This window comes from Porphyrobacter sp. SLTP, assembly GCF_009905735.1.
Classification (GTDB): domain Bacteria; phylum Pseudomonadota; class Alphaproteobacteria; order Sphingomonadales; family Sphingomonadaceae; genus Erythrobacter.
The window spans coordinates 159,628-185,875 of record NZ_JAAALE010000006.1; the positions used below are offsets into that span (position 1 = coordinate 159,628).

Consider the following 26,248-nt stretch of genomic DNA (forward strand, 5'->3'; position numbering starts at 1 on the left):
CTTGTTTGAAGTTGGGGAGGTGGTGGCCGGATCAGGCAGGCGGAATATAGGCCTCGTAGGGATCGCCCGGCGCGAGGTGCCCGAACGGTGTCATCACATATTCGCCGTCGTCGCGGCCAACGGCGCAAAGAACGTAGCGGGTTTCGCCGCTGGCAACCTCGGTACATTCCATCAACGCGAGATCGCCCGCTTGTGCGGCTTTCAGCAGCGTCTCGAAATTGGCGCGGGCATGGTCAGGAATTGCCATGGCAAGGCTCCTTCATCGGTGAGGGGGGAAAGACGCGCGGGGCGACCCGGGCCGCCCCGCGCGAGCGAAGTTCATTCGGCAGCGATTGCGAAGGCGTCGTCGGCGTCCGCCTGTTCGGCATCATCCGCGAGGAAATCGGGCAGGTCGGCGATTTCAGCTTCATCTGCTTCGATCACCGGCAACCGCAGGGGTTCCGGCAACCAACCGGTGCCGCTCAGCAGCCGTTCGGCCTCGCGTGCCATGTCACCCTTCTTGAGATGTTCGATCAGGATTGCGGTCGCATCGCCCTTCGCTTCGCGGACCGCTTCAATAATCCGGGGTTTGGTCACCCGCCCGAGGTAGTTGTCGACTGTTGGCGTCCAGCCAGCCTCGGCCATGTCGAGCCCGACGACTGCTGCCAGAGCATCGGCGGCGGCAATGCGCTGCGCCACACCGTGCGCTGAGATGCGTCCGTCATAGCCCTTGCTCGGCTCAAACAGCGCGTTGACGCCGTGACTGACACAGTGGGCGAGCAGCGCCATCTGTTCATCCTGCGGCATTGCGGCGAGGGCGTCCCACAGCGCCTGTGGTTCATCCGGCAGCCTTTCACCCCAATGTTCGTGCCGCGCCTGGATCGACTGGCTCCAGACACTCTCGCGCAAGTTCGGTGCGACATTGCCGAGCCAGGCCTGGGTGACGCCGATCTGCACACAACCATGAGTCCCGTGGGGACGGAACACCGACAGGACGAGCGCATGGAGAAGGGCGAGGAAAGCCGCCTGCGGAGCGTTGGCCAGTGCATCGCGCAGAGCGAGCGTGCGTTCAGCAGTGAGTTCGGAAACGAGCCTGTCAGGTAGCGGTTTGATCGCCTCGTCTTCGTCGTCGTCACCGCCGGTCTGCGCCGCTTGCCCTGCCACGGTGACAGTCGGGCCATCGGACACGTCTGCGTTGGCATCGTGCGCACTGTCATTCTGGCCATCAGCGAGGGGTTCATCTTCAGGACGGACATAGCCGCGGTCGATCCGCAGGCGACCATCATGGGTCAGCGAAATGAACACGCCGGCGCGCGCCATGTCGTCTGGATCGTAAACCGTGGGACGACTGTTCAGGGCGGTCAGTTCGGCATCGATTGCGGTCAGCCGCGCATCGACTTCGCCGGGAAGGTCGCTGCCATCGCCGTATTCGTCGCCAATGCGGTCATATTCCTCGACCAGCACATCGCGCCGTGCCTGCTCGTCGTCGGTCAACGGAACGGTCGTGCCGACGATCCGGCGTTTGCCGCGCTCGCATCCATAGGGCAGGTCTATGGCGGCCTCGACCCATTTCCAGCCTTCGGCACCGATTTCCTGTGCGAGTTCCGAGAGCTTTTCGCTCACCAGCAATTCGACCAATGCGGGATCCTGCAACCATCCATCCTCGTCCGACGAAAACAGATCGCGCATCACATAGCCGCCAGCCTCGGTGTAGGCGTCAATGCCGATGAACCGGACGCGGCGGTCGCTTGCGGAGATCGCGTCTTCGGTCAGCAAGCGGCGGATGTGGTAAGCCGGCACATGGTGCCCCTGATTGACCTGTTCCCAGACCTGCTCCTGGCGCGCGTGGTTGTCGGTGACCGAGAAGGCCATGAGCTGTTCGAGCGTAATGCCGTCCTCACCATAGATTTCGAGCAGGGTGGGCGAGACCGAGGCAAGCCGTAGGCGCTGGCGTACAGTCGACACCGATACAAAGAACCGCGCGGCGATGTCTTCCTCGGACAGGCCCGCTTCGATCAGCGCGCTGAAGGCACGGAACTGATCGAGCGGATGCAGCGCAACGCGCATGACGTTTTCGGCGAGCGAGTCCTCTTCGGCGATCCCGGCTTCGCGCACGACGCAAGGGACCGGTTGATCCTTTGCCATCCGCTTGGTCTTCACCAGCAGTTCGAGGGCCCGGAAACGGCGGCCACCGGCCGGCACCTCGAACATGCCGGTTTCCTTGCCGTCGGCATCGAGCACGGGGCGGACGTTGATGCTCTGGAGCAGGGTCCGGCGGTAAATGTCCTCGGCCAGATCCTCGATCGAAAGGCCGGCCTTTACGCGGCGGACATTCTTCTGGCTCAGCACCAGCTGCGAAAACGGGATGTCGCGCGAGGCGCTAAGCACGAGCTTGGGCAATGTCTTGGTCATGGGGTTTCTCCATGACGGGCTGCCCGAAAGACTCTCTCTCAGGCTCGAACCCGTCACGAAGCGAAGCGCCGCCCTCTCACTCTGAGAAGGCAGCGCAACGCAAGAGTAACACGCTGGGCCCGGGGAGGCTTAGTGCAACCGGTCGAGCAACTTCTTGGCCTTGCCCTCCATGTCGAGCCGGGCGTCCTGATGGGCCTTGGACCGCGCCAATGCGGTGATGCCCTGCACGAAATCAAAGATCGATTCCGGCGGGCGGCCTTCCTCGGCGAGGACGGTCTCGATGATCCGGCCGGTTTCAGCCTTGGAGAATCCGCGCGCCCGGAGGAAATCCTGCCGGTCTTCGTCGCTACGGGCGACAATTCGCTCCCGCGCGGTCTTGATGCCGTTGATGAACGGCTGCGCCGACGAATTGGCAAAGTTCAGCAGCGCCGGCTCAGCTTCGTGGGCAAAGCGGTTCGCGGCATATTTGCTGTGGCGGATGCTGATCTCCTCGAAGTCCTCCACCCCCCACAGGTTGCGGTTCTGGCAGACCGCGCGCAGGTAGAAGCTCGCCATGCCGAGCGTCTTTGCGCCAACCTCGGAGTTCCAGCAGTAGAACCCGCGGAAGTAGAGATCGGGCGATCCGTCGGGCAGCCGCCCGGCTTCGATCGGGTTGAGATCATCGACCAGAAACAGGAATACGTCGCGATCCGACGCATAGAGCGTGGTCGTCTCCTTCGAGATGTCGACGTTAGGGTTGTAGACCCCGCTCGACCAGTCGAGCACGCCCGGAACCTTCCAGCGTGTGTCGCCGGTGCCGTTGCCAGCGATCTTCTGCACCGCTTCGACAAGCTCATGGTCGTAGATCCGGCCGTAGTCGGGGCCTGTCACTGCGCGCAGTTCGAGGCGGCCATTGTTGGTTTCGAGCGTCTTGATCTGCTCGGCTCGGTTGGAGGTCAGCCCGTATTGCAGATTGATCGCGGCGAGCGGCGCCGGAAGTTGGCGCAGATAGGCAGCAGGAGCGCCTACCTGGCTGGCCAATTGCCCAAAGCTCCAGTGAGTTGGCGTCACCGGTGCCTCGGCACCCGGCAACATGAGAGTCAGGCGTTCCGGATCATTGCGGTTTGCTTCGACATGGATCAGCGCCGTCTCGACCACGCGCGTCCGGCTCCGGTCAGACCGACCGCGCACTGATCGGGCCAGATCGCCCAGTGACAAAAACCTCTCGTCATCTGGGCGCGAGAACCACTCCGACGACACCCGACCCACGCGCGAGCCGCGCGAGACATCGACCTTGTAACCGCCGCTTGAGTCGCGGCGCGTATCGAGAACCTGCATATCCATGGTAAATCTCCATGACGGCTGGCCGGGAGCCTCTCTCTCGACCCTCATCCCGTCACGGCGAAGCCCGCCAGACTCTCACTCTCCCCCCTCAACGCTTAAAACCGCGCGAGCGGCCAGCGAGATCGCCAAAGTAAGAAACTGCACCCTGAACGAGGCGGAGCATCGCGTCATCGCTCGCGCAGGCGGAAAGCCGGGGCCTGTCGGCTTTCCTGGCTTGCGCTTTGGGCCATGTCCGCCGGATCAGAGTGCGTGCGGGGCCCCATGCGTCAGACACCGCGCCCTCAGGAGCAGGGCAGGCAGCCCTGCGGGACAGAGCGCGTCAGCAGCCCCACTCCTCGTTTCGGGGCGTTGCGGGGTGTCCCCGCTGAGGTGGGTGTGAAGAAGCCGCGCAGCGGCTTCGACCAGGGAGGAAACGTCCTCCCGCACATCGAAAATCAAGCCTCTACGCCATGCTACGAAACACGTTGATTACGTGGCGATTACGTGGCTCTCGACAGCCCCTTGGGAGGGGTGTATATTCGCACCTAAGCCGTTGAGAAGTTTGGTGGACGCACTTGGGCTCGAACCAAGGACCCGCTGATTAAGAGTCAGCTGCTCTACCAACTGAGCTATGCGTCCATTCCGACAGGGTCGGACAGCGAAACGAATGGCCGAAGCCGTGTCCCGATTCGCGTGAGGCGCTGCATTTAGCGCGTCACGCCCTGATGGCAAGGGTCTATTCGCGCGAAATCGTTGCTAGACCGTCAGGCCCCGGCGCGGGGCCATGCGGTTCCAGCGGTTGACCATCATCAGCAGGCCGATGCAGATCATGTTGGTCATCATCGACGAGCCGCCATGGCTCATCCACGGCAGCGGGATGCCCTTGGCGGGTGCCATGCCCATCACCATCAGAAGATTGATTGCGATGTAGAAGAAGATCGTGGCGGTCGCTCCGGCGGCGAGCAGGGCGCAGAAGCGATCCTGGGATTCGTTGGCGACCTTCCACCCCCAGCGCAGGATCAGCGCGTACATCGTCAGCACAAACAGTCCGCCAACCAGGCCCCATTCCTCGGCCATGCTGGCAAAGACGAAATCGGTGTGGGGCTCAGGCAGGTAGTTGAGGTGGCTCTGGGTGCCGTTGTTGAAGCCCTTGCCGAAGAGCCCGCCCGATCCGATCGCGATCTTGGACTGAGCGATGTGGTAGCCTGCGCCCAGCGGGTCATTCTCGGGATCGAGGAAGGTCGTCACCCGCGCCTGTTGGTAGGGGCGAAGCGCGAAGAAATAGATCAACGGCATCGCGGCAATGCCGGTCCCGCCCGCCAGCAAAAACCACCAGAGCGGCAGCCCGGCGAGGAACATGACCACCACCCCTCCGAAGGCAATCGCGACGGACGTGCCAAGGTCGGGCTGCAACAGCACGAGCGAGATCGGCAGCACGATCAGCATCCCTGACGGTACCAGAGAGCGCCACGATCCGATCATCCCGGCCGGGAGCGTTTCGTAGAACCGCGCCATCGCCAGCACCACGGCGGGCTTCATGATCTCGGAAGGCTGGATGCGGATCGGCCCGGCTTCGAGCCAGCGCTGGCTCCCACCCCCGACCTGGCCGACGATCTCGACCCCCAGCAACATGACCAGCACCGCCAGATAGGCAGGGTAGGTCAGCACCCGCACAGCATCACGCGGCATGGAGGCGATGATCGCCGCCATCACGGAAAACACCAGAAACCGGATGAAGTGCGACATCGCAAAGGGCTGCATCGAGCCGCCGCCTGCCGAATAGAGCACCAGACCGCCAAACCCTGTGATCAGCAGCAGCGGGATCAGCATCTCCCACGGCTGGCGGGCAATCGGTTCGGGCACGATTCCGCGGGCGGCGATGGTGTTCATTCGCTGATCTCCGCAGACGGCGCGGCAGGGGCGGTGGCCGCGGGTGCGGCGGCTTGCGGCGCAGGAGCAGCGCCCGGGGGAGTGCCCGAGGGATTGGCTTCGGGACGCGGCGCGATCACTTCATCCGCGATGGCTTCGGGCTGAGTGGCGGCGCGGCGGGCTTCAGCCTCGACCCGGTCGAAGATTTCCTCCTCCCGGCGCGGCGGACGGCTGACGCTGGCCCCGCGCTCGGCAGCATAGGCGGCATAGCGCGCTTCGAGCCGCTGCTGCGCGGTGCCGCCCCATCCGGCTTCCAGCGCGGCGAGCGCCTCCAGCCCCTTGGCCGGGTCGAACAGGAAGGTCATCACATCGCGCGCAATCGGATAGGCCGAGCCTGACCCGCCGCCATGCTCGATCACCACAGCACCCGCATAGCGCGGGTTGTCATAGGGGGCGAAGAAGATGAACAACCCGTGGTCGCGGTATTTCCATGGCCCGGACTTGCCGTTGGAGATCGAGAGTGAGACGACCTGCGCGGTGCCGGTCTTGCCCGCCATCAGAGTGCCATCAATTGGCAGGCGCGCGCGACCTGCTGTGCCGGGGCCATTGACCACATCGCTCATCGCCTTGCGGACATATTCGACCTGCTCGGCGGGGAAATCGATCTTGTCGAAGCCCTGCGGCTTGGTGTCGAGCGTGAGGCGCGGCATCACATGGCGGCCTGTCGCCAGGCGTGAGGCCATCACCGCGAGCTGCAAGGGGCTGGAGAGCATATAGCCTTGCCCGATGGTGGCGTTGACGGTGTCAAAGGCCTGCCATTCACGGCCCCACTTCTTCATTTTCCATGCCGGGTCAGGCACGGTGCCGAAGAACTGGCTGGTGACGGGCAGGGGGAATTCCTGCCCCATCCCGCAGCGCCGCGCCATCGCCGCAATCGGGTCCATGCCAACGCGCTGGGCCATGGCGTAGAAATAGACATCGCAGCTCTGGTAGATGCCCTTGGCCATATCGACGGAGCCGTGGCCGCGCCGGTTCCAGCAACCGAACCGCCGATTGCCGACCTGTAGGCCGCCGCCGCAGAACACCGTCTCGTTTGGATCGATCCCGGCCTGCATGAACGCCATTGAGACCATCGGCTTGACCGTGGAACCGGGCGGGTAAAGCCCTTTGAGCACCTTGTTGCGCAGCGGCACGCGCTCGTCATCGCGCAGCATCGCGTATTCGACCCCGCCAATCCCGTCGGAGAAGGAGTTGGGATCGAAGCTGGGCATTGAGGCCATGCACAGGAGGTCCCCCGAGCGGCAGTCCATCACCACCACCGAGCCGCTTTCGAGCCCGATGCGGCGCGCGGCATAGTCCTGCAACGGCCCGTCGATGGTGAGCTTGATGGGCGCGCCCTGCACGTCCTCGCGCGTCTCAAGATCGCGCACGATGCGGCCGCCCGCAGTGACTTCGACCCGGCGCGCGCCGGGGACGCCGCGCAGCTCCTTCTCGAACTGCTTCTCCAGCCCGTCCTTGCCGATCTTGTAGCCCGGCGTGATCAGCAGCGGGTTGGGGTCTTTCTCGTATTCCTCGGCAGAAGCCGGCCCGACATAGCCGATCAGGTGGCCCACGCTGGAGGCGGTCGGGTAGAAGCGCGAGAACCCGCGTTGCGGCACCACGCCGGGAAGGTCCGGCAGGCGCACGCTCAGGGCCGCGAATTGCTCGTAGCCCAGACCACTCGCGACCTCAACCGGCTGAAACCCGCGCGCGGTGGACACCTTGTCCTTGATGTCGGCAATCCGCGCCGGTTCCAGCGACAGCAACTGGCCGAGCCGGTCGATCGTCGCGTCGGCATCCACCAACCGCTCCGGGATGAGATCGACGCGGAAATCGGCGCGGTTCGACGCCAGCGGCGCGCCGTTGCGGTCAAGGATCCAGCCCCGCCGCGGCGGAACCAGCGTGAGATTGACGCGGTTGCTTTCGGATTCGAGCCGATACTTCTCGTTCTCGGCAATTGCGAGATAGCCGAGCCGCAGCGCCAGCAGCACGCCAACCCCGCCTTGCACGGCCCCGATCAGCAAGCCCCGACGCTCGAAACTGCTGCGCAGAATCGAGGCGTTGATCATGCGCGGGGTGCGCTCCGGTCCGTCACGCAGGAACGGGATCTTCATCAGTCGATCTTCCGCGCCCGGGCAAGGCGGAAGCGGTCAAGACCTGCAACCATGCGCGCGATTATCGGATAGAGCATCACGGACAGCAAGGCTTGTGGCAGAGCGACGATGAGCAATTCAGGCGTCACGCTCGCGCCCGAGACGAGCAGGGCGGCAAACCAGTAACTGACGGCGATGACTCCGGCGGTGAACCAGTCCTGCCAGAACCCCCGCCAGGGAAAGCGGGTCTCGATCAGTTCGATCACGATCATCGCCAGCGACCACAGCAGGATCGCGCTGCCGAAGGGCTGGCCACTCACCAGATCGTCAAACGCCCCCAGCGGCGCGCCGGCCCACAGCGGCAGCAACCCCGGGCGGACCATGCGCCATCCGAGCAGCATCAGAAACCCGAGCGAAGGGAACAGCGGCATCAGGTCCGCGATCAGCAGCACCGGCAGTAATGAGCCGAGCATGATCGTTACATAGGGAACGCTACGGACCCGCCACGCATAGGGTGCGCGGTTGATGCGCCGTCCATAGATATCCGAGCGGGCGCGGGGGTCGATCCGCTCCATCATTCCTCCCCGGCCGCAGCGCCAGAAGGCGGCGCAGGCGTGGGCGTGGGTGTGGCTCCGGCAGCGGGAGACGGGCCGGGCAGGGTGGTGTCTTCGAGTTCAGCCACAGCGGCGGCTTCGTGCACCGGCTCGACTGCGACGAAATTGGTCGCCGAAGGCTCGGCCACCAACCGCGCGATCCCGCCATCGGGCGTGATTTTGGCAATCACCGCGACCGCGACGCCGGGACGGTAGTAACCGCCCGCGCCGCTGGTCACCATCACGTCGCCCACCTTGAGCGGATTAACGCCGAGATTGACGAGGCGGATGCGCAACAAGCCGTCACCGCGCCCTTCGGCAAAGGCGATCACATTGTCCTTGGCCCGGCGCACCGGCAGCACGCTTTCGCTGTCAGTCAGCAGCAGCACGCGGGCCGAGTTACGTCCGGTTTCGAGCACGCGGCCGATCACCCCGCGCTCTGACACAACAGGCATCCCCGGCGCCACCCCGCTGCTGCTTCCGGCGCTGATATAGGCGTGGCGGCGCACGCTGGTCGCGGTCGAGCCGACGAGCCGCGCCATTGCGACGGGCTTGGCCTCGCTATCGCGCAGGGCGAGCAGTCCTTTGAGGCGCTGGTTCTCCGCCTTGATGGCGTCGGCTTCGGCGAGCCGAATGCGGGCGAGCTCGTTCTCGCGCCGCAGCTCGGCATTTTGCTGGCCCGCGTTAAAATAGCCGGAGATGGTCGCGAAAAAGCCCTGCGAGCCCGAGCGCGTCACCGCGCCGCCCGTGCCGACCGGTGCAACCACATCGCTCGCAACCCCGCGCAGGGGTGCAAATGCAGCCGGCTGCCACAAGGACAGCGCCAACAGCGCCAGGCCGAGCACAGCCCCCGCTCCGGCCAAGAGGTAGCCGGTGAACAGCGAGAATTGCGCCTTCTTCGAAAAGCCCGAGCGGCGCGAAGAGGGGGGCGCCATGGGTTAAAGTCCCTTCTGCCGATCAGCCCGGCTCAGATGCAGGCGCGTCACGCGGTCATCAGCACGCCGCGATAGATCGGATCCTCCATCGCCCGGCCAGTGCCGATGGCGACGCACAGGAGCGGATCTTCGGCGACCGAGACCGGCAGGCCGGTTTCCTCACGCAGGTGCTCGTCGAGCCGCCGGATCAAGGCACCGCCGCCAGTGAGCACTATACCCTGATCGACGATATCCGCCGCGAGCTCCGGCGCGGTGTTTTCCAGCGCGATCCGCACGCCTTCGACGATAGCGCCGATGGGTTCGGAGAGCGCTTCGGCGACATGGGCCTGATTGATCGTGATTTCCTTGGGCACGCCGTTCACAAGGTCGCGGCCCTTCAGGGTGATGGTTTCGCCGATGCCGTCTTCCGGGATCATGGCGATGCCGTAATCCTTCTTGATGCGCTCCGCGGTCGCGTCACCGATCAGCAGGTTGTGGTGGCGGCGCACATAAGAGACGATCGCTTCGTCCATCTTGTCACCGCCGGTGCGGACCGAGGTGGTGTAGGCGAGACCGCGCAAGCTGAGCACGGCGACTTCGGTGGTGCCCCCGCCGATGTCGACGACCATGCTGCCGACCGGTTCGGTCACCGGCATGTCGGCGCCAATTGCGGCGGCCATTGGCTCAAGGATCAGGTGCACGTCCGATGCGCCTGCATTCGAAGCCGCATCGCGGATCGCGCGGCGTTCGACCGAGGTTGAGCCCGAAGGCACGCAGATCACGATTTCCGGGTAGCGGAACATCGACTTCTTGCCGTGCACCTTCTGGATGAAGTGCTTGATCATCTGCTCGGCCACTTCGATGTCGGCGATCACGCCGTCACGCAGCGGGCGGATCGCTTCGATGCTGTCCGGGGTCTTGCCCATCATCATCTTGGCATCGTTACCGACGGCCTTGACCCGGCGGATCCCGTTGATCGTCTCGATGGCGACCACGGACGGTTCGTTCAGCACGATCCCCTGATCCTGGACATAGACCAGCGTGTTGGCGGTGCCGAGGTCGATCGCCATGTTTTGCGACCGGAATTTGAAGAAGTTAGACAGAAAGCTCATCGGTGGTGGTGTTCCAGTGGTGGCGAGGCTGCAAGCTGAACACGCGGTCGTTGCAGGGGAATTCGACCCGGTTATGACATGACACCGCGCGCCTAGCGAATCCGCGCACAAAAGGCCAAAATATTTGTCCACCGCAGAAGTGATTTCTGGGGGTGTAGTCTCGAAATTACGTCGGCTGATCGCTAGCGTGCGACAAATGCCCGAAATCCGCCGCCTCCCTTCCGCGCTTGTGAACCGTATTGCTGCGGGTGAGGTGGTCGAACGCCCGGCAGCGGCGCTCAAAGAGCTGGTCGAGAACGCGATTGATGCGGGTGCACGGCGAATCGGTGTGGTGCTGGCAGAAGGCGGCTTGCAGCGGATCGAAGTGGTCGATGATGGTTGCGGGATGGGGCCGGATGGCATGGCGCTCGCGCTGGAACGGCACGCGACCTCCAAGCTCCCCGATTCGCTGATCGGCCCGGACGGTGCGATCGAGCTGGTGACGACCCTGGGCTTTCGCGGTGAGGCCTTGCCGAGCATCGCCAGCGTGGCGCGGCTGACCATCGAAAGCCGTGAGGCGGGCGCGGCTGAGGGCTGGCGGCGGGTGGTCGATCACGGCGCGGTGCTGGCCGATGAACCCGCTGCGCTCCCGCCCGGCACCCGGGTGCGGGTCGAAGACCTGTTCGCCAAGGTGCCCGCGCGCCGCAAGTTCCTGCGCACGGCCCGCAGTGAGTACGCGGCGTGCCTTGATGTGGTGCGGCGGCTCGCCATGGCGCGGCCGGATATTGCTTTCACGCTGGAGACAGTGGGTGATGCGGGCAAGCGGACAGTGCTTTCCCTGCAAGCGGATGAAGCGCTGGCGACCCGCGTGGCGCGGATCATCGCGCATGAGTTGAAGGATAATTCGGTCGCCATCTCGCAGGAGCGCGACACGCCCTACGGGATGATGCGCCTGACAGGGTTGGCGGGCTTGCCGACCTACAATCGCGGCGTGGCCGATCATCAGTACCTGTTCGTCAATGGCCGTCCGGTGAAGGACCGGCTGCTCGTCGGCGCCGTGCGCGGGGCCTATGCCGACATGCTTGCGCGCGATCGCCACGCGGTGCTGGCCCTGTTCCTCGACCTGCCGCCGCAGGATGTCGATGTGAACGTCCACCCGGCCAAGACCGAAGTGCGCTTCCGGGATTCTGCGGGGGTGCGCGGGTTTATCGTATCCGGTCTGCGGCAGGCGCTGGCGACGGGAGATCGCCGCTCTGCGCAAGGGCCCGATCGGGCGGCGATGGCGCGGTGGCAGGCCGAGCCGGTCGGACCGACCCCTGGTCCGATAACCCCGACGCTGGAGAGCATTTTTACAGGCCGTGACTGGAGCGCTTCGCAGCCCCACCTCGGCGAAGCGCGCCCCACGTGGAATGCGCCGCTCGCCCAGCCACAGGGCCGCGCCGAAGAAGCCGCCCCGGTGCCGGCCGAGGCGCAGCAATACCCCCTCGGCATTGCGCGCGGGCAGGTCGCGAACACCTATATCGTGGCCGAATCCGCCGATGGGCTGGTGCTGGTCGATCAGCACGCGGCGCACGAACGGCTTGTGCTGGAACGCCTGCGCGCAGCCGGGGCGGAGGAAGCCAACCGCCGCAGCCAAGCCCTGCTGGTCCCCGATGTGGTCGAACTGGACGAGGTCGATTGCGACCTGCTCGAAGACGCGGCCGAGGGGCTGGCGCGCTACGGCCTCGTGATCGAACGCTTCGGCCCAAGCGCGATGCTGGTCCGCGCGGTTCCGGCAGCGATTGCCAAGGCGGACAGCGCGAAGCTGCTGCGCGATCTCGCCGATGACATCGCCAAGCATGGCAAGCAGGAAGACAGCGGCGCGCTGCTGCTGGCCGAGCGGCTCGAATTGGTGCTGGCGACGATGGCCTGCCACGGCTCGGTGCGGGCTGGGCGCACCTTGAGCGTGGCGGAGATGAACGCGCTCCTGCGCGAAATGGAAGCGACGCCGCGGTCAGGCCAGTGCAATCACGGGCGGCCGACCTGGGTGAAGCTGAGCATGGAAGATGTCGAGAAGCTGTTCGGGCGGCATTGAAAGCGCCGTTTGGCGTGCGAACCCGTCCGAACATTCCCAAATTCGTCGCCCCGTGCTTGACACGGGGCTTGGCTCACTTCGGCAAAGCCACAAAGAAACAGAAGCTAAACCCCGGATCAAGTCCGGGGCGACGAGTTAAGGTCAGGGCTAAGGCCGCCCCGCCTCACCCTCAAACATTGAACTTGAACAGCAGCACATCCCCGTCCTGCACCACGTATTCCTTGCCTTCCTGCCGCAGCTTGCCCGCTTCTTTCGCGCCCGCTTCGCCGCCCAGCGCGACGTAGTCGTCATAGGCAATCGTCTCGGCGCGGATGAAGCCGCGTTCGAAGTCGCTGTGGATTTCGCCTGCCGCCTGCGGCGCCTTGGCGCCCGCCGGGAAGGTCCAGGCGCGCGCTTCCTTCGGGCCGCAGGTGAAGAAGGTCTTGAGGCCCAAGAGCTTGTAACCGGCCCGGATCACGCGGGCGAGGCCGCTTTCGGTAAGGCCAAGCGCTTCGAGGAATTCACCCCGGTCTTCCACCGGCATCGTCACCAGCTCCGCTTCGATGGCCGCGGACACGACCACTGCTTCGGCGCCCTCTGCCGCTGCCTTGGCGAAGACCTTGGCCGACAAGTCGTTGCCTTCCGCTGCGTCTTCCTCGGCGACGTTGCAGACGTACAGCACCGGCTTGGCGGTGAGCAGCTGCGCCTGCTTGAACAGGCGCGCTTCCTCGTCGTCATTGGGGACGGTGAGGCGTGCAGGCTTGCCGTCACGCAGCAGTTCGAGCGCCTGACCGAGCACGCTTGCCATCGCCTTGGCTTCCTTGTCTCCGGCCGCGCCGCGCTTGGCGGCGGCGGGCACGCGCTTTTCGAGGCTCTCGAGGTCGGATAGCATCAGCTCGGTTTCGACCACTTCGGCATCCGCGATGGGATCGACCTTGTTGGCGACGTGCTGGATATCGTCATCCTCGAAGCAGCGCAGCACATGGACGATCGCATCCACCTCGCGGATATTGCCGAGGAACTGGTTGCCAAGCCCTTCGCCCTTGCTCGCGCCTTTCACGAGGCCCGCGATATCGACAAAGCCGAGCTGGGTTTCGATGATCTTGGCACTCTTGGCGATGGCGGCGATCTTGGCGAGGCGCTCGTCGGGCACGGCGACCTGACCGACATTGGGCTCGATCGTGCAGAACGGATAATTCGCGGCCTGCGCGGCCTGCGTTTCGGTCAATGCATTGAACAAGGTGGACTTGCCCACGTTGGGCAGGCCAACGATCCCGCAACGGAAACCCATGATGATTGTCTCTTGGCTATCTGGAAAGCGCCGCCCTTAGCGGGACGCCTCGCCGCTGGCTAGAGGCGTGACGGACTGGTGTTCAGGCGAGGCCGCTGCGCAAACGCCATTCGGTGAGGGCTGCGGGGGAGCGCAGGCGGATAACCTTGCCCGAATAGCCCGCGAGCTTGGCCTCGGTGCGCACGCGCGGGCCGATGTTCCAGTTCATCACGTACCAGAAGAACGCAGCATCGAAGCGTTCCGGGCAGCCTTCGGGCATATCGGGGCGCGAGCGGCCGCGATGGGTGACGATGCGGCGGATCAATCGCGCAAGGCACAGGCGGATCGGGAAATCGAGGTAGATCACCGTGTCCGCCCGGGCGAGCCGCGGGGCGAGAGTGCTGCCATAATTGCCCTCAATCAGCCACGCATCCTGCGCCACCACCTCGGCGAGCCGCGTATTCAGTTCGGCCTTCTCGGTCTCGACCCAACCCGCCTGCCAGCCCAGCTGATCCATGTGGACGAGCGAAAGGCCCATCAGCGGGGCCAGTTCGCGGGCGAGGGTGCTCTTGCCCGAGCCGCAGGGGCCGATGATGAGGACGCGGCGCATGGGAGGTCAGTCTGCGCTGATCGGTAGCAGCCGAGAATCGCACACCGCAGCCGTCCGGTGAGCGGTGATTTTCATGCTTTCGGGATCGCTTGCAAAGGCAAGGAAGCTCGCCTTGCTATTCTGCCGCACAAGCAGGACATGATCCCAGACTTCAGCAGCCGGACCAATCAGGTAATTCGCGGCAGTACCCGAAAACAGCACCTCGCCGCCGCTTCGATGCAGCAATGGCAACATTTCGCGCATGTAGCGGGCATAGGCCTCCGCCCCGCTGACAGGTGCAGGCGGCGCAAGGTCTGGGGCATGGGTGTAATCGGCGGTTTCCCGGAACCGCAGCAGGTTGAGCATTACCACGGGACCTTCACCGGGTGATCCGAAGAAGGCTGCGCCCTGTTCCGGACTGACCTCGAGATAGGCACGGGCGTCGGTCATGGGGTCATGTCCTGCATCCTCAGCGCGACGTCGTTCATGAAGCGCACGTCATCGCCCTTTGCCAGCCACTCCGCCTCCGCGCCGATTGCGCCCAGCATGGCGACCAGATCATCCTGTTCGTCCTTGGCAAAGTTGCCGAGGACGTGTCCGGTGACGCGGTCCTTGTGTCCCGGATGGCCAATGCCGAGCCGGATGCGGCGGAACTCTGCGCCCAGATGCTGGTCGATGGAACGCAGGCCGTTGTGCCCCGCGTGTCCGCCGCCCTGCTTCACCTTGACCTTGAAGGGGGCGAGGTCGAGCTCGTCATGGAACACCGTCAGCGCTTCGGTGCCGAGCTTGTAGAAGCGCAAGGCCTCACCCACCGCGCGGCCGCTTTCGTTCATGAAAGTCGCGGGCTTCAGCAGCAGCACCTTTGCGCTGCCGATCCGACCTTCCTGCACCCAGCCTTGAAACTTGGTCTGGATTGGGCCGAAACCATGCATATCGGCAATGACGTCCACGGCCATGAAGCCGACATTGTGCCGGTGGAGCGCATAGCGCGGTCCGGGATTTCCAAGGCCGACCCAGATTTGCATGGCAAGTCCCCTAGCTGCCGCTCACACAAAACGAAACGCCGGACTTCTTGCGAAGCCCGGCGTTCGATAGCCACACGAGGCGATGATCGCTTATTCAGCGGTCGTCGTGTCGCCTTCGCTGCTCTTGAGCGCCGAAGGGGCGACGAGCGTGGCGATGGTGAAGTCGCGGTCGGTGATCGCGCTGGTGACACCCTTGGGCAGGGTCACTTCGCTGATGTGGATCGAGTCGCCCAGATCCTTGCCGGTCACGTCGATCTGGATGTCATCCGGAATGTCGGCGTTGGGGCAGACCAGTTCGAGCTCGTGACGAACGATGTTCAGCACGCCGCCCTTCTTGAGGCCGGGCGATGCGTCTTCGTTGATGAACACGACGGGCACCTGCACCGTGACCATGCTGTCGCCGGTCATGCGCAGGAAATCGACGTGGGTCGGACGGTCAGTGACCGGGTGGAACGCAACATCCTTGGGCAGAGTGCGAATGGTCTTGCCACCGATCTCGATGTTGACGATCGAGTTCATGAAGTGACCGGTCATCAATTGCTTGACCAGTTCCTTCTGCTCGACGTGGATCAGGGTGGGTTCTTCCTTGCCGCCATAAATGACAGCAGGTGTCCGACCATCGCGGCGAAGTGCTCGGGAGGCTCCCTTGCCAGCCCGTTCGCGCGCTTCAGCCGGCAGGTTCAGAGCTTCGCTCATAATCGTGCCTTTCGAATGCGTGTTTGAAGGTAGTCATTCCGCGCACCGCCTCCAGGGATGACCGGAGCGCCGAAGCGCGGGCCCTTAGAGAGAGAAGGCCGGTTTGGCAACCGCTTTAGGCCGGAGCCCTCAGGGCAGGCGCCGAATGCGGTAGCCTTGCGCCTCAAGCAGAGCGGCCAGCCCGTCGGGCCCGACAAGGTGCGCGGTGCCGACCGCGATCAAGGGGCGAGGGCCCTCTTGCAGCAGCGGGGTGAGCGCAGCGGCCCAGTGGCGATTGCGATCCGTCAGCAGGGCGGCGCGCAAGGCCGGATCGGCCAGAAAGCCCTCGCGGGTCGATTGTTCGATTGTCGCGGCATCGCCTGCCAGCCATGCGCGTTGAAGCCTAGCGGGGTCCTTGCGCGCGGCCTCGCTCCCCCGCACCACGGCGGCAAGCATGGTGCGCTGCTGCGCCTCAGGCAGGCGGTCGAAGATCGCGAGTTGGGCCTGAGCGCCCTCCAGCTCTCGCACCGGACGGCCGGCAAATTCACGGATCAGCGCGCGGTCGACGCCGTTGGCCGGATCGCCGGTCGCATCGACCTGCGCCAGCGTGATCGCTGCCGCCCAGGTCTCGACTGCCGCAAAGCGCGTGCGATCAATCTCGCCGCGCTCCAGCAGGTCGGTGAGCGGAGCGGCCAGATCGCCGGGCAATCTTTGGTCTAGGGGCAGTTGGCCCGGCGTGGTGCTCAGTTCCGTGAAGGTCCCGGCGACCCGCTTGCCATCATCCAGCGCGGCAATCTCGACCACCAGCAGGTCGGCCGTCTCGGTCGCCTGCGTGATCGCGGGCGTGCGCCATTCGGTGTCGTCGGGGAGGGCGTGGATCGTGCCGAGCATCCAGCCCTCCACCGTCCCATCGGCCGAAGCGATTTCATAGAGCAGCGGATTGGGCGGGGCCCTGTCCGCTGCGGTCTCGCCGGGTGCATCGCTGCAACCGGCAAGGCCAAAGAGGAGGAGGGGGGCAAGGATGGCTGCGGCGGCGCTAAACAGCGCTTTCTGCAATCCCGCCCCCCGATCCGTGGTCATCGCGGCAGCGCCCCGATCACTTCACGCGGCTTACCGTGATGCCCTTTTGCGCGAGGTAATCCTGCACGCTCTGGGCACCGGCCAGGTGCCCGGCACCAACCGCGATGAACACCGAGCCGGGCTGGTCGAGCCGGGCGTCGATCCACTCGGCCCAATTGGCGTTACGGCTGTAGAGCAGGGCGTCGGCAACGGCCGGATCGGTCATGCCTTCGTTCATGATGGCCGCGAGTTCGTCGGCATCACCCTCGGCCCATTCGGCGACCATCCGGTTCAGCATCGGCGCGGTTTTGTCCATGCCTTCGATGGCTTCCATCATGAAGGTGATCTGCGCGGGCTGATCCATTCCGTCAAAGATGCCGAGCTGGAATTCCGCCGTCTCCAGCGCACCCTGCGGCTTGTCGCCGACCTTCGACAGCAGCACCTTCTCCACGCCCGCGCCGGGGGTATAGCCCTGCTGCATCAGCGGGATCAGCGACATGGTGAGCCCGGTCATCCACGGCTTGAACTGGTCAAACGCTTCGGGCGGGGCGCCCAGCTTGGCGAGGGCCGCTTCGTAGGTGGCCTTCTGCTCCGGCGTCAGCAGCGAGCGCAAGGTGGTGCCTGCGGGCAGAGTGCCCCTGCTTTGGGCAAGCTGGCCCATGGCCGCTTCGCTGGCCGGGTCCATCGGAATTTCCGTAACGATCATGTCGGAACCGGTCAGCGCCGTGGCGATGGTGTCGTCATACCACTGGATCCCTTCGGGAAGGACGTGAACGGTGCCGAACAGATAGATGGTGGTGTCCGCATCCGCGACCTTCCACAGCGCGGGTCCCTTGCCAGCGGGTGCAGCGGCGGTTTCGGTGGCAGCATGGTTGTCCGCCAGAGCGGGGCTGGCGGCCAGCAACGCAAAGGGGGCAACGGTCAGAGCAAGCAGAGAAGCGAATTTCATCGGGTGGGTCCTTTCGGGGGCGTTATGAGAGAGTGGGGAGGGAAAATCTTGGGACAAGTACGCTGACATGGTCCGAGGGATCAGAGCCGCCAGCGGGCATAAATAAACGACGCGAACATAGACACATAAGCGATCGCGAAGATACCAAAAGCGTGCGGCGGCGGCACGAAGCCCCCAGCGTGGAGCACCGCCCAAACCGGGAAACCGGCAAGCACGGATATGCAGCCGCCGGTAAAGGCGATGAAGTTCTGCTCGCGCTTGTAATCATCGATCATGCGGAAGCCGTAGAGCGGCAGGACCAAGAAGGCGCCCACCAGCAACGCCGCCAAGACCAGCGCCAGCAGCGGCGGCAGTTTGAGGTCTTCCCAATCGCCGCCAAACAGGTTGCCGTCGCCCTGATCGAAAAAGCCGGTGGCAAAGCCGATGATTCCGCCGATCGCAGCGGCGAGGCCGATGTAGAGCATTTGCGTGCGATTGCGCTGGCGGGTGCGTGCCTCGCCGGGACCGCCTGAGAGCGCCTCGCCCGAGGTCTGACGCGGCCAGAACCGCCAAGCCGCGTATATAACGCCAACCATGGCCAGCAGAATGCCGCCGATGATCGCAATATCCTTCGCACGGGTGTTACCACCTTCGGTCACCGCGCTGACGAAGCCGGCTGCCATTGCGCCAAGGAATATCAGCGCAATGACGCCGCCTATCACAATGGCAAAGCGGACGAGCAATACGGCGCCTTCGGACATTCCGGCTTCGGTGCGAGGGGGATCAAAGTTCGTCATCGAAAATCTCCTCGATCCGCATGTCGAACAGGCGGGCAATTCTGAAGGCGAGGGGGAGCGAGGGGTCGTGCTTGCCCGTCTCTATCGCGTTGACCGCCTGACGCGACACGTCGAGCCGCCCGGCGAGTTCCGCCTGTGACCAGTCGCGTTCGGCGCGCAGGACTTTAAGGCGGTTCTTCATGCGGTCAAAAACCCAGCGCATTGGCAATCTTGGCGGCGGCGGTACCAAAGCCAAAGCCCGCAGCGCCGATCGTCAATATGCCAAGCACCAGTCTCAGCCGCGCGTTTCTGGGAAAGGTTTCCATGGCTGGTCTCCATCAGGTTGGCCTGAGTAAATGTCAGGTATGCCTGACTATATGTCGTGATTCGCTGACTATGTCAAGATAACCTGACTTTGTGTCACCGTCGCCTGACCTGCCTCTGCCCGCGCCCCATGTTGCTGCGCTGCGGCATTGACGCAAATGGGGTGTTCGGCCATGGCGAGCCGCCATGAGTGCTGCACCCCTTTACAAGCCTGCTCCGCGCGATCCGGCGCGTTCGTTTCAGGACATGATCCTGACGCTTCACGACTTCTGGAGCGCCGAGGCCGGCTGCGTCATCCTCCAGCCCTATGACATGCGCATGGGCGCGGGGACGTTCCACACCGCAACCACGCTGCGCGCGCTCGGGCCGGAGCCGTGGAACGCAGCTTTCGTCCAGCCCTGCCGCCGCCCGACCGACGGGCGCTATGGCGAAAACCCCAACCGGTTGCAGCATTACTACCAGTATCAAGTGATCCTGAAGCCTTCGCCCAGCGACATTCAGGAACTCTACCTCAAAAGCCTCGGCGCCATCGGCATCGACCCGCTGGCGCACGATATCCGCTTCGTCGAGGACGACTGGGAATCGCCCACGCTCGGCGCATGGGGGCTGGGCTGGGAGGTCTGGTGCGACGGGATGGAAGTCACCCAGTTCACCTATTTCCAGCAGATGGGCGGCTTCGATTGCAAGCCGGTCGCGGGTGAGTTGACCTACGGGCTTGAGCGTCTGGCGATGTACATCCAGGGCGTCGACAACGTCTATGATCTGGCGTTCAACGCGTCGGGCGTGTCCTATGGCGACGTGTTCCTTGAGAACGAGCGCCAGATGTCGAAGTGGAACTTCGAAGTCGCCGATACCGACGCGCTGTTCGATCTCTTCGCCAAGGCTGAGGCTGAGTGCCGCAATGCCCTGTCCGCAGGCGTGCCCATCGCCGCATACGAACAGGCGGTCGAGGCGAGCCACGTGTTCAACCTGCTGCAAGCGCGCGGCGTGATCTCCGTGCAGGAACGCGCCAGCTACATGGGCCGGGTGCGCGATCTGGCGCGCTCTTCGTGCGAGGCTTACGCGCAGAAGATGACCCCCGAGTGGTCAGCCAAGTATCCCGAGTGGAGTCTCGTCTGATGGCTGACTTCCTGCTCGAACTGCGCTGCGAGGAAATCCCCGCCCGGATGCAACCGAAGGCCAAGGAGGATCTGGCGCGGCTGTTTGCCGATGCACTCGCCAAGGCCGGTTTGCCGGTGGGAGAGATCGAAACCTTCGCCACACCGCGTCGCTTGGCGCTGATTGCAAAGAACTTGCCGCTTGCCACCGAGCCAGTTAGCGAAGAGACCAAGGGGCCAAAGGTCGGCGCACCGCCGCAGGCACTGGACGGGTTCCTGCGCAAGGTCGGCCTCTCGGAAGAGCAACTCGTCGAGCGGGACGGCGTATATTTCGCCGTGATCGAGAAGCCGGGACGCGACACCGCCGCGGTGCTGGCTGAAGCCATCCCGGCCATCATCCGCGCCTTTCCCTGGCCCAAGTCGATGCGCTGGGGCGCAGCGTCGCTCAGCACCGAGTCCCTGCGCTGGGTGCGTCCGCTTTCCGGGATCATTGCCCTGCTGGACGGCGCGGTCGTCCCTTGCGAGATCGATGGCATCGCGAGCGGGCGCACAACGATGGGGCATCGCTTCCATCATTCCGGCCCGGTCACAATCGCCGATGCCGGGAGCTATATCGAAACCCTGCGCGCGGCCCACGTAGTCGTCCACTTCTCCGAACGCTGCGCACTGATCCGCGACGGCGCGGCCAAGGTCGCGGCCGAGGCTGGCCTGACGCTCGTGGCAGACGAAGGTCTGGTGATCGAAAACGCGGGCCTCACCGAATGGCCGGTGCCGCTGCTTGGCCGTTTCGACGAGGCGTTTCTGGATGTCCCGCCCGAGGTGATCCAGCTGACGGCGCGGGTGAATCAGAAGTATTTCGTCTGTAAATCCTCTCCTTCAGGAGAGGGGGACCGCGACCCGAAGGGGCGGGGTGGAGAGGCGGATGCCGCTCGCCCCTCCACCATCCTGTCGGATGGTCCCCCTCCCCGTGCCGGGGAGGATAGCCTCGCCAACGCGTTTGTCTGCACCGCCAATATTGACGCGATTGACCCCGCAGTGGTGGTTGACGGCAACCGCAAGGTGCTCGCCGCGCGCCTGTCCGATGCCCGCTTCTTCTGGGAGCAGGATCAGAAGACGTCGCTTGCGGAACACGCGAAGAAGCTGTCGCGCATCACCTTCCACGAGAAGCTGGGCACGGTCGCCGACAAGGTCGAGCGCGTGGCGAAGCTGGCGCGGTGGTTGTGTGAGGATGGGATCGTTACAGATTCTCCCTTCCCCCCGGGGGAAGGGCCGGGGATGGGGGGTGCCACCCCTCGTCCGCCGCACACCCATCCCCAACCCCTTCCCTCAAGGGAAGGGGCTACCTTGGCCGACCTCGCCGAACAGGCCGCGCGGCTGTGCAAGGCCGATCTCGTCACCGAGATGGTCGGTGAATTCCCCGAATTGCAGGGCCTGATGGGCGGCTACTACGCTGCCAAGGAGGGCCTGCCGGTCGAAGTCTCGGACGCTATCCGCGATCACTACAAGCCTGTCGGACAGGGTGATGAAGTGCCAACTGCGCCGGTGACGGTGGCGGTGTCGCTGGCGGACAAGCTGGATACGCTTCTTTCATTCTTTGCGATCGACGAGAAGCCAACCGGGTCCAAAGATCCGTTCGCGCTCAGAAGGGCGGCCCTAGGGATAATCCAGCTCATTCAGGTGAATTCGCTGCGCCTTCGGCTGTCTGGAGTGCCACTGCGCTGGTTCGCGTTCTTCGATCATTTGATGGCGCAGGACCTGGCGGCACGCTTGCGCCTGCAGATACGAGTGACCATCTTCGGCAAGCCACACCCTCACGACGAGCGAAAGCTGTTTTTTGGCCTCAGTCCCGCAGCCTTTCTCGAAAGCTACGAAGACACGATCTTCATTGCGCAGCATGGACATATCGAAGGCTCTGTCCTCGACTTCTTCGCCGACCGCCTCAAAGTCCAGCAACGCGAGGCCGGCGTCCGCCACGATCTGATCGACGCGGTGTTCGCGCTCGGCGGGGAGGATGATCTCGTCCGCCTGCTCGCCCGCGTCCATGCGCTCCAAGCCTTTGTCACCACCGAGGACGGCACCAACCTCCTCGCAGGCTACAAGCGGGCGGCGAATATCCTGAAGAAGGAAAATTACCCCGTCACCCCAGCGAAAGCTGGGGCCTCAGGCGGCAACGCGCAATTGCCCGAGGTGCCAGCTTTCGCTGGCATGACGGAACAGATCGACGGGATTGAACAGACCGGCGAGGAAGACCCGCTGGCGATGGTTGATGACCCGGATATCGGGGATATCGTCGCGGAAAGCACGCAGACCGCCTCCGCGCTTTCCTACACGCCCGAACCGGCCGAAAAGGCGCTGATCGACGCGCTCGACGCTGCCGCCCCGCGCGCTGCGCAGGCGGTTGAGGGCGAGAGGTTCGCCGATGCGATGGCAGCGCTCGCCACCTTGCGCGCTCCCATCGACCGGTTCTTTGAAGAGGTGACTGTCAACGCCGAAGAGGCGGAAAAGCGGCAAGCGCGGCTTGCGCTGCTGGCCCGCTTTCGCGATGCGGTCCACCGGGTCGCGGATTTCAGCCGGATCGAGGGGTGAAACAAAGCCCGTTCCCTCTGTCCGTCACCTTCGTAAAAGACGTTTGATTACAGGTGATTGTTTGCCAAATCGAGGGTGACGCGCTGTAACTTTTGTCACCTTCCCAACACAAGCGCAGGAACTGACATGACATTGAAGACGGTCTATGTTTTCGGAGGCTCCGCCGACCACTCCGACCCGCGCCAGAAGGACAAGACCGTCGCGGGGGGCAAGGGGGCAAACCTTGCCGAGATGGCAAGCATCGGCCTGCCGGTCCCGCCGGGCTTCACGATCACGACCGAAGAATGTGTGCGTTATCTTCAGGAGGGCGCGGATTTCTCCGACGATCTGCGAACTGCCGTCGCCGCCGCGCTGACCCATGTCGAGGCGACCGTGGGCAAGAAGTTCGGCGATGCGGCCGATCCGCTGCTGGTTTCGGTGCGTTCAGGCGCGCGGGTATCGATGCCGGGGATGATGGACACGGTGCTCAACCTCGGCCTCAATGACGCGACGGTTCAGGGGCTCGCCGCCTCCTCGGGCGATGCGCGCTTCGCCTGGGATAGCTACCGCCGCTTCATCCAGATGTATTCCGACGTGGTGCTCGGGATTGATCACGGGCTGTTCGAGGAAGCCCTGGAGATCGCCAAGGAAGACAAGGGCTTCTACAACGATACCGAGATGGCGGCTGAAGATTGGCAGGCGCTGGTGGCCGAATACAACACCATCGTTGCCGACGAATTGGGTCGCCCGTTCCCGCAGGACGTGCACGAACAGCTGTGGGGCGCGATCCGCGCCGTGTTCGACAGCTGGGACAGCGACCGCGCCAAGGTCTACCGCCGGTTGAACGATATTCCGGGCGACTGGGGCACTGCGGTCAATGTGCAGGCGATGGTGTTCGGCAATATGGGCGAAACCAGCGCCACCGGCGTCGCCTTCACCCGCGATCCGGCGACCGGCAACCGCGCCTATTACGGCGAATACCTGATCAACGCGCAGGGCGAGGATGTGGTCGCCGGCATTCGCACCCCGCAATATCTGACCAAGGCCGCGCGCGAGACGGCAGGGGCCAAGCCGCTGTCGATGGAAGAGGCGCTGCCTGACGCCTACGCGGAACTGGCCCGTGTGTTTGACCTGCTCGAACTGCATTACAAGGACATGCAGGACATTGAATTCACGGTGGAGCGCGGCAAGCTGTGGATGCTGCAAACGCGGTCCGGCAAGCGCACCGCCAAGGCCGCGCTCAAGATGGCGGTCGACATGGTCGCCGAAGGGCTGATCGATGAGCGCGAAGCGGTGCGGCGGGTCGATCCGATGGCGCTGGACCAGCTGCTCCACCCGACACTCGACCCCAAGGCCGAGCGCAATGTGCTGACCACCGGGCTTCCCGCTTCGCCGGGTGCGGCAGCGGGCAAGATCGTGCTCGATGCCGATACGGCCGAGCAATGGGCCGGGCGCGGTGAGAAAGTCATTCTGGTGCGGGTCGAAACCAGCCCCGAGGACATCCACGGAATGCACGCGGCGCAAGGCATTCTGACCGCGCGCGGCGGGATGACCAGCCACGCGGCGGTCGTCGCGCGCGGGATGGGTCGTCCTTGCGTGTCAGGCGCTGGCGCAGTGTCGATCGACCGTGCGACGCGCAAGCTCAGGATCGGCACCACCGAGCTGAAGGAAGGCGACGCGATCACGCTCGACGGGGCGACAGGGCAGGTGATGCTTGGCATCGTGCCCACCGTCGAACCGGAGTTGGCAGGCGATTTCGGCACGCTGATGGTGTGGGCGGACAAGCTGCGCCGGATGAAGGTGCGCACCAATGCTGAGACGCCCGAGGATTGCCGCATGGCGCGGCAATTCGGCGCGGAAGGCATCGGGCTGTGCCGGACGGAACACATGTTCTTTGAAGCGTCGCGTATCTCGCTGGTTCGCCAGATGATTTTGGCCGACGATGAAGCCGGACGCCGCCGTGCACTTGAGCAACTTCTGCCCGAACAGCGGGCCGATTTCACCGCGATCTTCGAGGTGATGGCTGGGCTGCCGTGCACGATCCGCTTGCTCGATCCGCCGCTCCACGAGTTCCTGCCCCATGCGGACGAGGACTTCGCTGACTTGGCTGATGCGACCGGGCTGGGTGTGGATCACCTCAAGCGACGCGCGGGCGAGCTGCATGAATTCAACCCGATGCTCGGCCATCGCGGCTGCCGTCTCGGCATCACCTATCCCGAAATCTACGAGATGCAGGCGCGCGCGATCTTTGAGGCGGTGTGCGCGGTAAAGGCTTCGACGGGCGAAGCGCCGTTGCCGGAGATCATGATCCCGCTGGTCGCCACCAAGCGTGAGCTCGCAATCCTGCGCGCGCTGGTCGATCGGGTGGCCGAGGCGGTGTTCGCCGAGGTTGGCACGCGGGTCGAATACCTCGTCGGCACGATGATCGAATTGCCGCGTGCCGCGCTGATGGCGGGCGAGATTGCCGAGGAAGGCGCGTTTTTCAGCTTCGGCACCAATGACCTGACACAGACGACGCTTGGCGTGTCGCGTGACGATGCGGCGCGGTTCCTCAGCGTCTATGTCGACAAGGGCATCTTACCGCGCGATCCCTTCGTCAGTCTCGATATCGAAGGCGTCGGCCAACTGGTCGAACTGGCGGCAGAGCGGGGCAGGGCGATCCGGCCCGACATCAAGCTGGGCATCTGCGGCGAACATGGCGGCGATCCGGCGAGCATCGCCTTCTGCGAGAAGGTGGGCCTCGATTACGTCAGTGCCTCGCCTTACCGCGTGCCGATCGCGCGACTCGCGGCAGCGCAAGCGGCGCTGAAGAAGGCCTAGGTTCCGGCGAGCGAGCGTCGCCCGGTGAGGGTGATGATCTCGAAGGTCTCGGCGGTCTTGCCGTCCGCATCGGCGCGCGCGGCAAAGGCGGCGCGGGCTAGGGCTAGGGCAGCTTTGCCAAGCGGCGCAGCAGGCTTCGCAAGCGCATTGCCGAGTCCCTGATCGCGCAGGTCGGCGACCAGGCGGCCAAGGCTTGCGTAGCGCACCGTCAGCGTATGGGTATCCACCACCGGGTCCTTCCACCCGGCGCGCTGGAGCAATCCCGGCGCAGCGCGTGGATCGACCAGTGGATGGATTCGGGCCGCTGGCCGGTCGGGCTCGGCGGCGAACATCGCGGCGCGCAGAGCGGGAAGGCTCTGGCCGCCAATGAAATGCGTCATCACCAACCCGCCGGGAGCAAGCGCAGTGCGCAGATGGATCAACGCGCCGGGCAGGTCGTTGACCGCATCAAGCAGGCCGAGGACGACGATAAGCTCATATCCGCCAGAGGGATGAGGCGCTTCAAGGTCGAGCCGTGCCGGTTCTTCGACCGCCGCGCCTTGATCCCGAAGGGATGCCGCAAGCGTCCCGGTCGAGTCGCCCAGCACCAAAGCCCGCGCGGGCGCGTGGCACAGGAAGGCCAGGCGCTCCAGCGTGTCCTCGATCATGTCCTCGGCGATAAAGCGCGCCGCATCGGAGGCCGTCGCGCGGTCCCGCGCTCGGGCGAGGCGCAGGGTGCGGCGGTGGGCGCTGAAGATCGTGGGGATCGCAGGAGCATTCATCGCTCGCGCCCTGC

22 protein-coding genes and 1 tRNA gene are annotated in these 26,248 nt (G+C 64.6%); 4 read left to right on the plus strand and 19 right to left on the minus strand.

Annotated features, from left to right (window positions below):
• Positions 1-31 precede the first annotated feature (31 nt).
• The 9 genes from GVM20_RS07155 to GVM20_RS07195 all read right to left on the minus strand — a co-directional run bounded on the left by GVM20_RS07155 (position 32) and on the right by GVM20_RS07195 (position 10,313).
• Positions 32-247 carry a DUF6117 family protein gene (locus GVM20_RS07155; protein WP_166546534.1) on the minus strand — a complete coding sequence of 72 codons (216 nt, stop codon included), beginning with the start codon at positions 245-247 and terminating at the stop codon, positions 32-34.
• 71 nt (positions 248-318) lie between these two features.
• Positions 319-2,391, minus strand: a complete 2,073-nt coding sequence (locus GVM20_RS07160; RefSeq protein ID WP_166546535.1) for a ParB/RepB/Spo0J family partition protein — start codon at positions 2,389-2,391, stop codon at positions 319-321.
• A gap of 129 nt (positions 2,392-2,520) precedes the next feature.
• Complete coding sequence (locus GVM20_RS07165; protein WP_166546536.1) at positions 2,521-3,714, minus strand: DUF932 domain-containing protein; 1,194 nt, start codon at positions 3,712-3,714, stop codon at positions 2,521-2,523.
• A gap of 542 nt (positions 3,715-4,256) precedes the next feature.
• Positions 4,257-4,332, minus strand: a tRNA-Lys gene (locus GVM20_RS07170).
• A gap of 117 nt (positions 4,333-4,449) precedes the next feature.
• On the minus strand, positions 4,450-5,583 hold the full coding sequence (rodA, locus tag GVM20_RS07175) for a rod shape-determining protein RodA (RefSeq protein WP_166546537.1): 1,134 nt from the start codon (positions 5,581-5,583) through the stop codon (positions 4,450-4,452).
• Positions 5,580-7,715 (minus strand): penicillin-binding protein 2, encoded by a 2,136-nt coding sequence (gene mrdA, locus GVM20_RS07180; RefSeq protein ID WP_166546538.1) that lies wholly within the window; start codon positions 7,713-7,715, stop codon positions 5,580-5,582. The genes rodA and mrdA overlap by 4 nt, the downstream gene beginning before the upstream one ends.
• Entirely contained in the window at positions 7,715-8,269 is a 555-nt protein-coding gene (locus GVM20_RS07185; protein WP_166546575.1) for a rod shape-determining protein MreD, read from the minus strand. The genes mrdA and GVM20_RS07185 overlap by 1 nt, the downstream gene beginning before the upstream one ends.
• Entirely contained in the window at positions 8,269-9,222 is a 954-nt protein-coding gene (mreC, locus tag GVM20_RS07190) for a rod shape-determining protein MreC (protein WP_166546539.1), read from the minus strand. The genes GVM20_RS07185 and mreC overlap by 1 nt, the downstream gene beginning before the upstream one ends.
• Positions 9,223-9,269: 47 nt before the next feature.
• The gene (locus tag GVM20_RS07195) at positions 9,270-10,313 is read right to left on the minus strand and encodes a rod shape-determining protein (protein WP_160760924.1); all 1,044 of its coding nucleotides are present in this window, start codon (positions 10,311-10,313) and stop codon (positions 9,270-9,272) included.
• Positions 10,314-10,509: 196 nt separating this feature from the next.
• Between GVM20_RS07195 and mutL the strand changes: the two genes are divergently transcribed.
• Entirely contained in the window at positions 10,510-12,366 is a 1,857-nt protein-coding gene (mutL, locus tag GVM20_RS07200; protein WP_166546540.1) for a DNA mismatch repair endonuclease MutL, read from the plus strand.
• Positions 12,367-12,535: 169 nt separating this feature from the next.
• On the opposite strand, the gene ychF is transcribed toward mutL, so the two are convergent.
• The 9 genes from ychF to GVM20_RS07245 form a co-directional block, all read right to left on the minus strand.
• Positions 12,536-13,636, minus strand: a complete 1,101-nt coding sequence (gene ychF / locus GVM20_RS07205) for a redox-regulated ATPase YchF (RefSeq protein WP_166546541.1) — start codon at positions 13,634-13,636, stop codon at positions 12,536-12,538.
• A gap of 82 nt (positions 13,637-13,718) precedes the next feature.
• Positions 13,719-14,225, minus strand: a complete 507-nt coding sequence (locus tag GVM20_RS07210; protein ID WP_166546542.1) for a P-loop NTPase family protein — start codon at positions 14,223-14,225, stop codon at positions 13,719-13,721.
• Between the two features lie 6 nt (positions 14,226-14,231).
• Positions 14,232-14,654 carry a DUF1330 domain-containing protein gene (locus GVM20_RS07215; RefSeq protein ID WP_166546543.1) on the minus strand — a complete coding sequence of 141 codons (423 nt, stop codon included), beginning with the start codon at positions 14,652-14,654 and terminating at the stop codon, positions 14,232-14,234.
• Positions 14,651-15,229, minus strand: coding sequence for an aminoacyl-tRNA hydrolase (pth, locus tag GVM20_RS07220; RefSeq protein WP_166546544.1), 579 nt, complete (start codon positions 15,227-15,229; stop codon positions 14,651-14,653). Before pth ends, GVM20_RS07215 begins: the two co-directional genes overlap by 4 nt.
• 90 nt (positions 15,230-15,319) lie before the next feature.
• The gene (locus tag GVM20_RS07225; protein ID WP_166546545.1) at positions 15,320-15,925 is read right to left on the minus strand and encodes a 50S ribosomal protein L25/general stress protein Ctc; all 606 of its coding nucleotides are present in this window, start codon (positions 15,923-15,925) and stop codon (positions 15,320-15,322) included.
• Positions 15,926-16,054: 129 nt separating this feature from the next.
• Positions 16,055-16,984 carry a TraB/GumN family protein gene (locus GVM20_RS07230; protein WP_166546546.1) on the minus strand — a complete coding sequence of 310 codons (930 nt, stop codon included), beginning with the start codon at positions 16,982-16,984 and terminating at the stop codon, positions 16,055-16,057.
• A 16-nt stretch (positions 16,985-17,000) separates the two neighbouring features.
• On the minus strand, positions 17,001-17,912 hold the full coding sequence (locus GVM20_RS07235; protein ID WP_166546547.1) for a TraB/GumN family protein: 912 nt from the start codon (positions 17,910-17,912) through the stop codon (positions 17,001-17,003).
• Between the two features lie 80 nt (positions 17,913-17,992).
• The gene (locus GVM20_RS07240; RefSeq protein WP_166546548.1) at positions 17,993-18,688 is read right to left on the minus strand and encodes a hypothetical protein; all 696 of its coding nucleotides are present in this window, start codon (positions 18,686-18,688) and stop codon (positions 17,993-17,995) included.
• Complete coding sequence (locus GVM20_RS07245; protein ID WP_086607507.1) at positions 18,675-18,869, minus strand: helix-turn-helix transcriptional regulator; 195 nt, start codon at positions 18,867-18,869, stop codon at positions 18,675-18,677. Before GVM20_RS07245 ends, GVM20_RS07240 begins: the two co-directional genes overlap by 14 nt.
• A gap of 308 nt (positions 18,870-19,177) precedes the next feature.
• Here GVM20_RS07245 and GVM20_RS07250 point away from each other — a divergent pair, with 308 nt between their 5' ends.
• From GVM20_RS07250 to ppdK, 3 genes are all read left to right on the plus strand, one after another.
• Positions 19,178-20,110, plus strand: coding sequence for a glycine--tRNA ligase subunit alpha (locus tag GVM20_RS07250; protein ID WP_166546549.1), 933 nt, complete (start codon positions 19,178-19,180; stop codon positions 20,108-20,110).
• Positions 20,110-22,674 (plus strand): glycine--tRNA ligase subunit beta, encoded by a 2,565-nt coding sequence (locus GVM20_RS07255; RefSeq protein ID WP_166546550.1) that lies wholly within the window; start codon positions 20,110-20,112, stop codon positions 22,672-22,674. Before GVM20_RS07250 ends, GVM20_RS07255 begins: the two co-directional genes overlap by 1 nt.
• A 126-nt stretch (positions 22,675-22,800) precedes the next feature.
• Positions 22,801-25,473 (plus strand): pyruvate, phosphate dikinase, encoded by a 2,673-nt coding sequence (gene ppdK, locus GVM20_RS07260; protein ID WP_166546551.1) that lies wholly within the window; start codon positions 22,801-22,803, stop codon positions 25,471-25,473.
• On the opposite strand, the gene GVM20_RS07265 is transcribed toward ppdK, so the two are convergent.
• The gene (locus GVM20_RS07265; RefSeq protein WP_166546552.1) at positions 25,470-26,234 is read right to left on the minus strand and encodes a methyltransferase domain-containing protein; all 765 of its coding nucleotides are present in this window, start codon (positions 26,232-26,234) and stop codon (positions 25,470-25,472) included. The genes ppdK and GVM20_RS07265 overlap by 4 nt on opposite strands.
• Positions 26,235-26,248: the final 14 nt, after the last annotated feature.

Excerpts from the sequence above, each read along its gene's own strand:
- GVM20_RS07155 (WP_166546534.1), bottom strand. The coding sequence starts at position 247 with ATGGCAATTCCTGACCATGCCCGCGCCAATTTCGAGACGCTGCTGAAA.
- GVM20_RS07160 (WP_166546535.1), bottom strand. The coding sequence starts at position 2,391 with ATGACCAAGACATTGCCCAAGCTCGTGCTTAGCGCCTCGCGCGACATC.
- GVM20_RS07165 (WP_166546536.1), bottom strand. The coding sequence starts at position 3,714 with ATGGATATGCAGGTTCTCGATACGCGCCGCGACTCAAGCGGCGGTTAC.
- rodA (WP_166546537.1), bottom strand. The coding sequence starts at position 5,583 with ATGAACACCATCGCCGCCCGCGGAATCGTGCCCGAACCGATTGCCCGC.
- mrdA (WP_166546538.1), bottom strand. The coding sequence starts at position 7,715 with ATGAAGATCCCGTTCCTGCGTGACGGACCGGAGCGCACCCCGCGCATG.
- GVM20_RS07185 (WP_166546575.1), bottom strand. The coding sequence starts at position 8,269 with ATGGAGCGGATCGACCCCCGCGCCCGCTCGGATATCTATGGACGGCGC.
- mreC (WP_166546539.1), bottom strand. The coding sequence starts at position 9,222 with ATGGCGCCCCCCTCTTCGCGCCGCTCGGGCTTTTCGAAGAAGGCGCAA.
- GVM20_RS07195 (WP_160760924.1), bottom strand. The coding sequence starts at position 10,313 with ATGAGCTTTCTGTCTAACTTCTTCAAATTCCGGTCGCAAAACATGGCG.
- mutL (WP_166546540.1), top strand. The coding sequence starts at position 10,510 with ATGCCCGAAATCCGCCGCCTCCCTTCCGCGCTTGTGAACCGTATTGCT.
- ychF (WP_166546541.1), bottom strand. The coding sequence starts at position 13,636 with ATGGGTTTCCGTTGCGGGATCGTTGGCCTGCCCAACGTGGGCAAGTCC.
- GVM20_RS07210 (WP_166546542.1), bottom strand. The coding sequence starts at position 14,225 with ATGCGCCGCGTCCTCATCATCGGCCCCTGCGGCTCGGGCAAGAGCACC.
- GVM20_RS07215 (WP_166546543.1), bottom strand. The coding sequence starts at position 14,654 with ATGACCGACGCCCGTGCCTATCTCGAGGTCAGTCCGGAACAGGGCGCA.
- pth (WP_166546544.1), bottom strand. The coding sequence starts at position 15,229 with ATGCAAATCTGGGTCGGCCTTGGAAATCCCGGACCGCGCTATGCGCTC.
- GVM20_RS07225 (WP_166546545.1), bottom strand. The coding sequence starts at position 15,925 with ATGAGCGAAGCTCTGAACCTGCCGGCTGAAGCGCGCGAACGGGCTGGC.
- GVM20_RS07230 (WP_166546546.1), bottom strand. The coding sequence starts at position 16,984 with ATGACCACGGATCGGGGGGCGGGATTGCAGAAAGCGCTGTTTAGCGCC.
- GVM20_RS07235 (WP_166546547.1), bottom strand. The coding sequence starts at position 17,912 with ATGAAATTCGCTTCTCTGCTTGCTCTGACCGTTGCCCCCTTTGCGTTG.
- GVM20_RS07240 (WP_166546548.1), bottom strand. The coding sequence starts at position 18,688 with ATGACGAACTTTGATCCCCCTCGCACCGAAGCCGGAATGTCCGAAGGC.
- GVM20_RS07245 (WP_086607507.1), bottom strand. The coding sequence starts at position 18,869 with ATGAAGAACCGCCTTAAAGTCCTGCGCGCCGAACGCGACTGGTCACAG.
- GVM20_RS07250 (WP_166546549.1), top strand. The coding sequence starts at position 19,178 with ATGAGTGCTGCACCCCTTTACAAGCCTGCTCCGCGCGATCCGGCGCGT.
- GVM20_RS07255 (WP_166546550.1), top strand. The coding sequence starts at position 20,110 with ATGGCTGACTTCCTGCTCGAACTGCGCTGCGAGGAAATCCCCGCCCGG.
- ppdK (WP_166546551.1), top strand. The coding sequence starts at position 22,801 with ATGACATTGAAGACGGTCTATGTTTTCGGAGGCTCCGCCGACCACTCC.
- GVM20_RS07265 (WP_166546552.1), bottom strand. The coding sequence starts at position 26,234 with ATGAATGCTCCTGCGATCCCCACGATCTTCAGCGCCCACCGCCGCACC.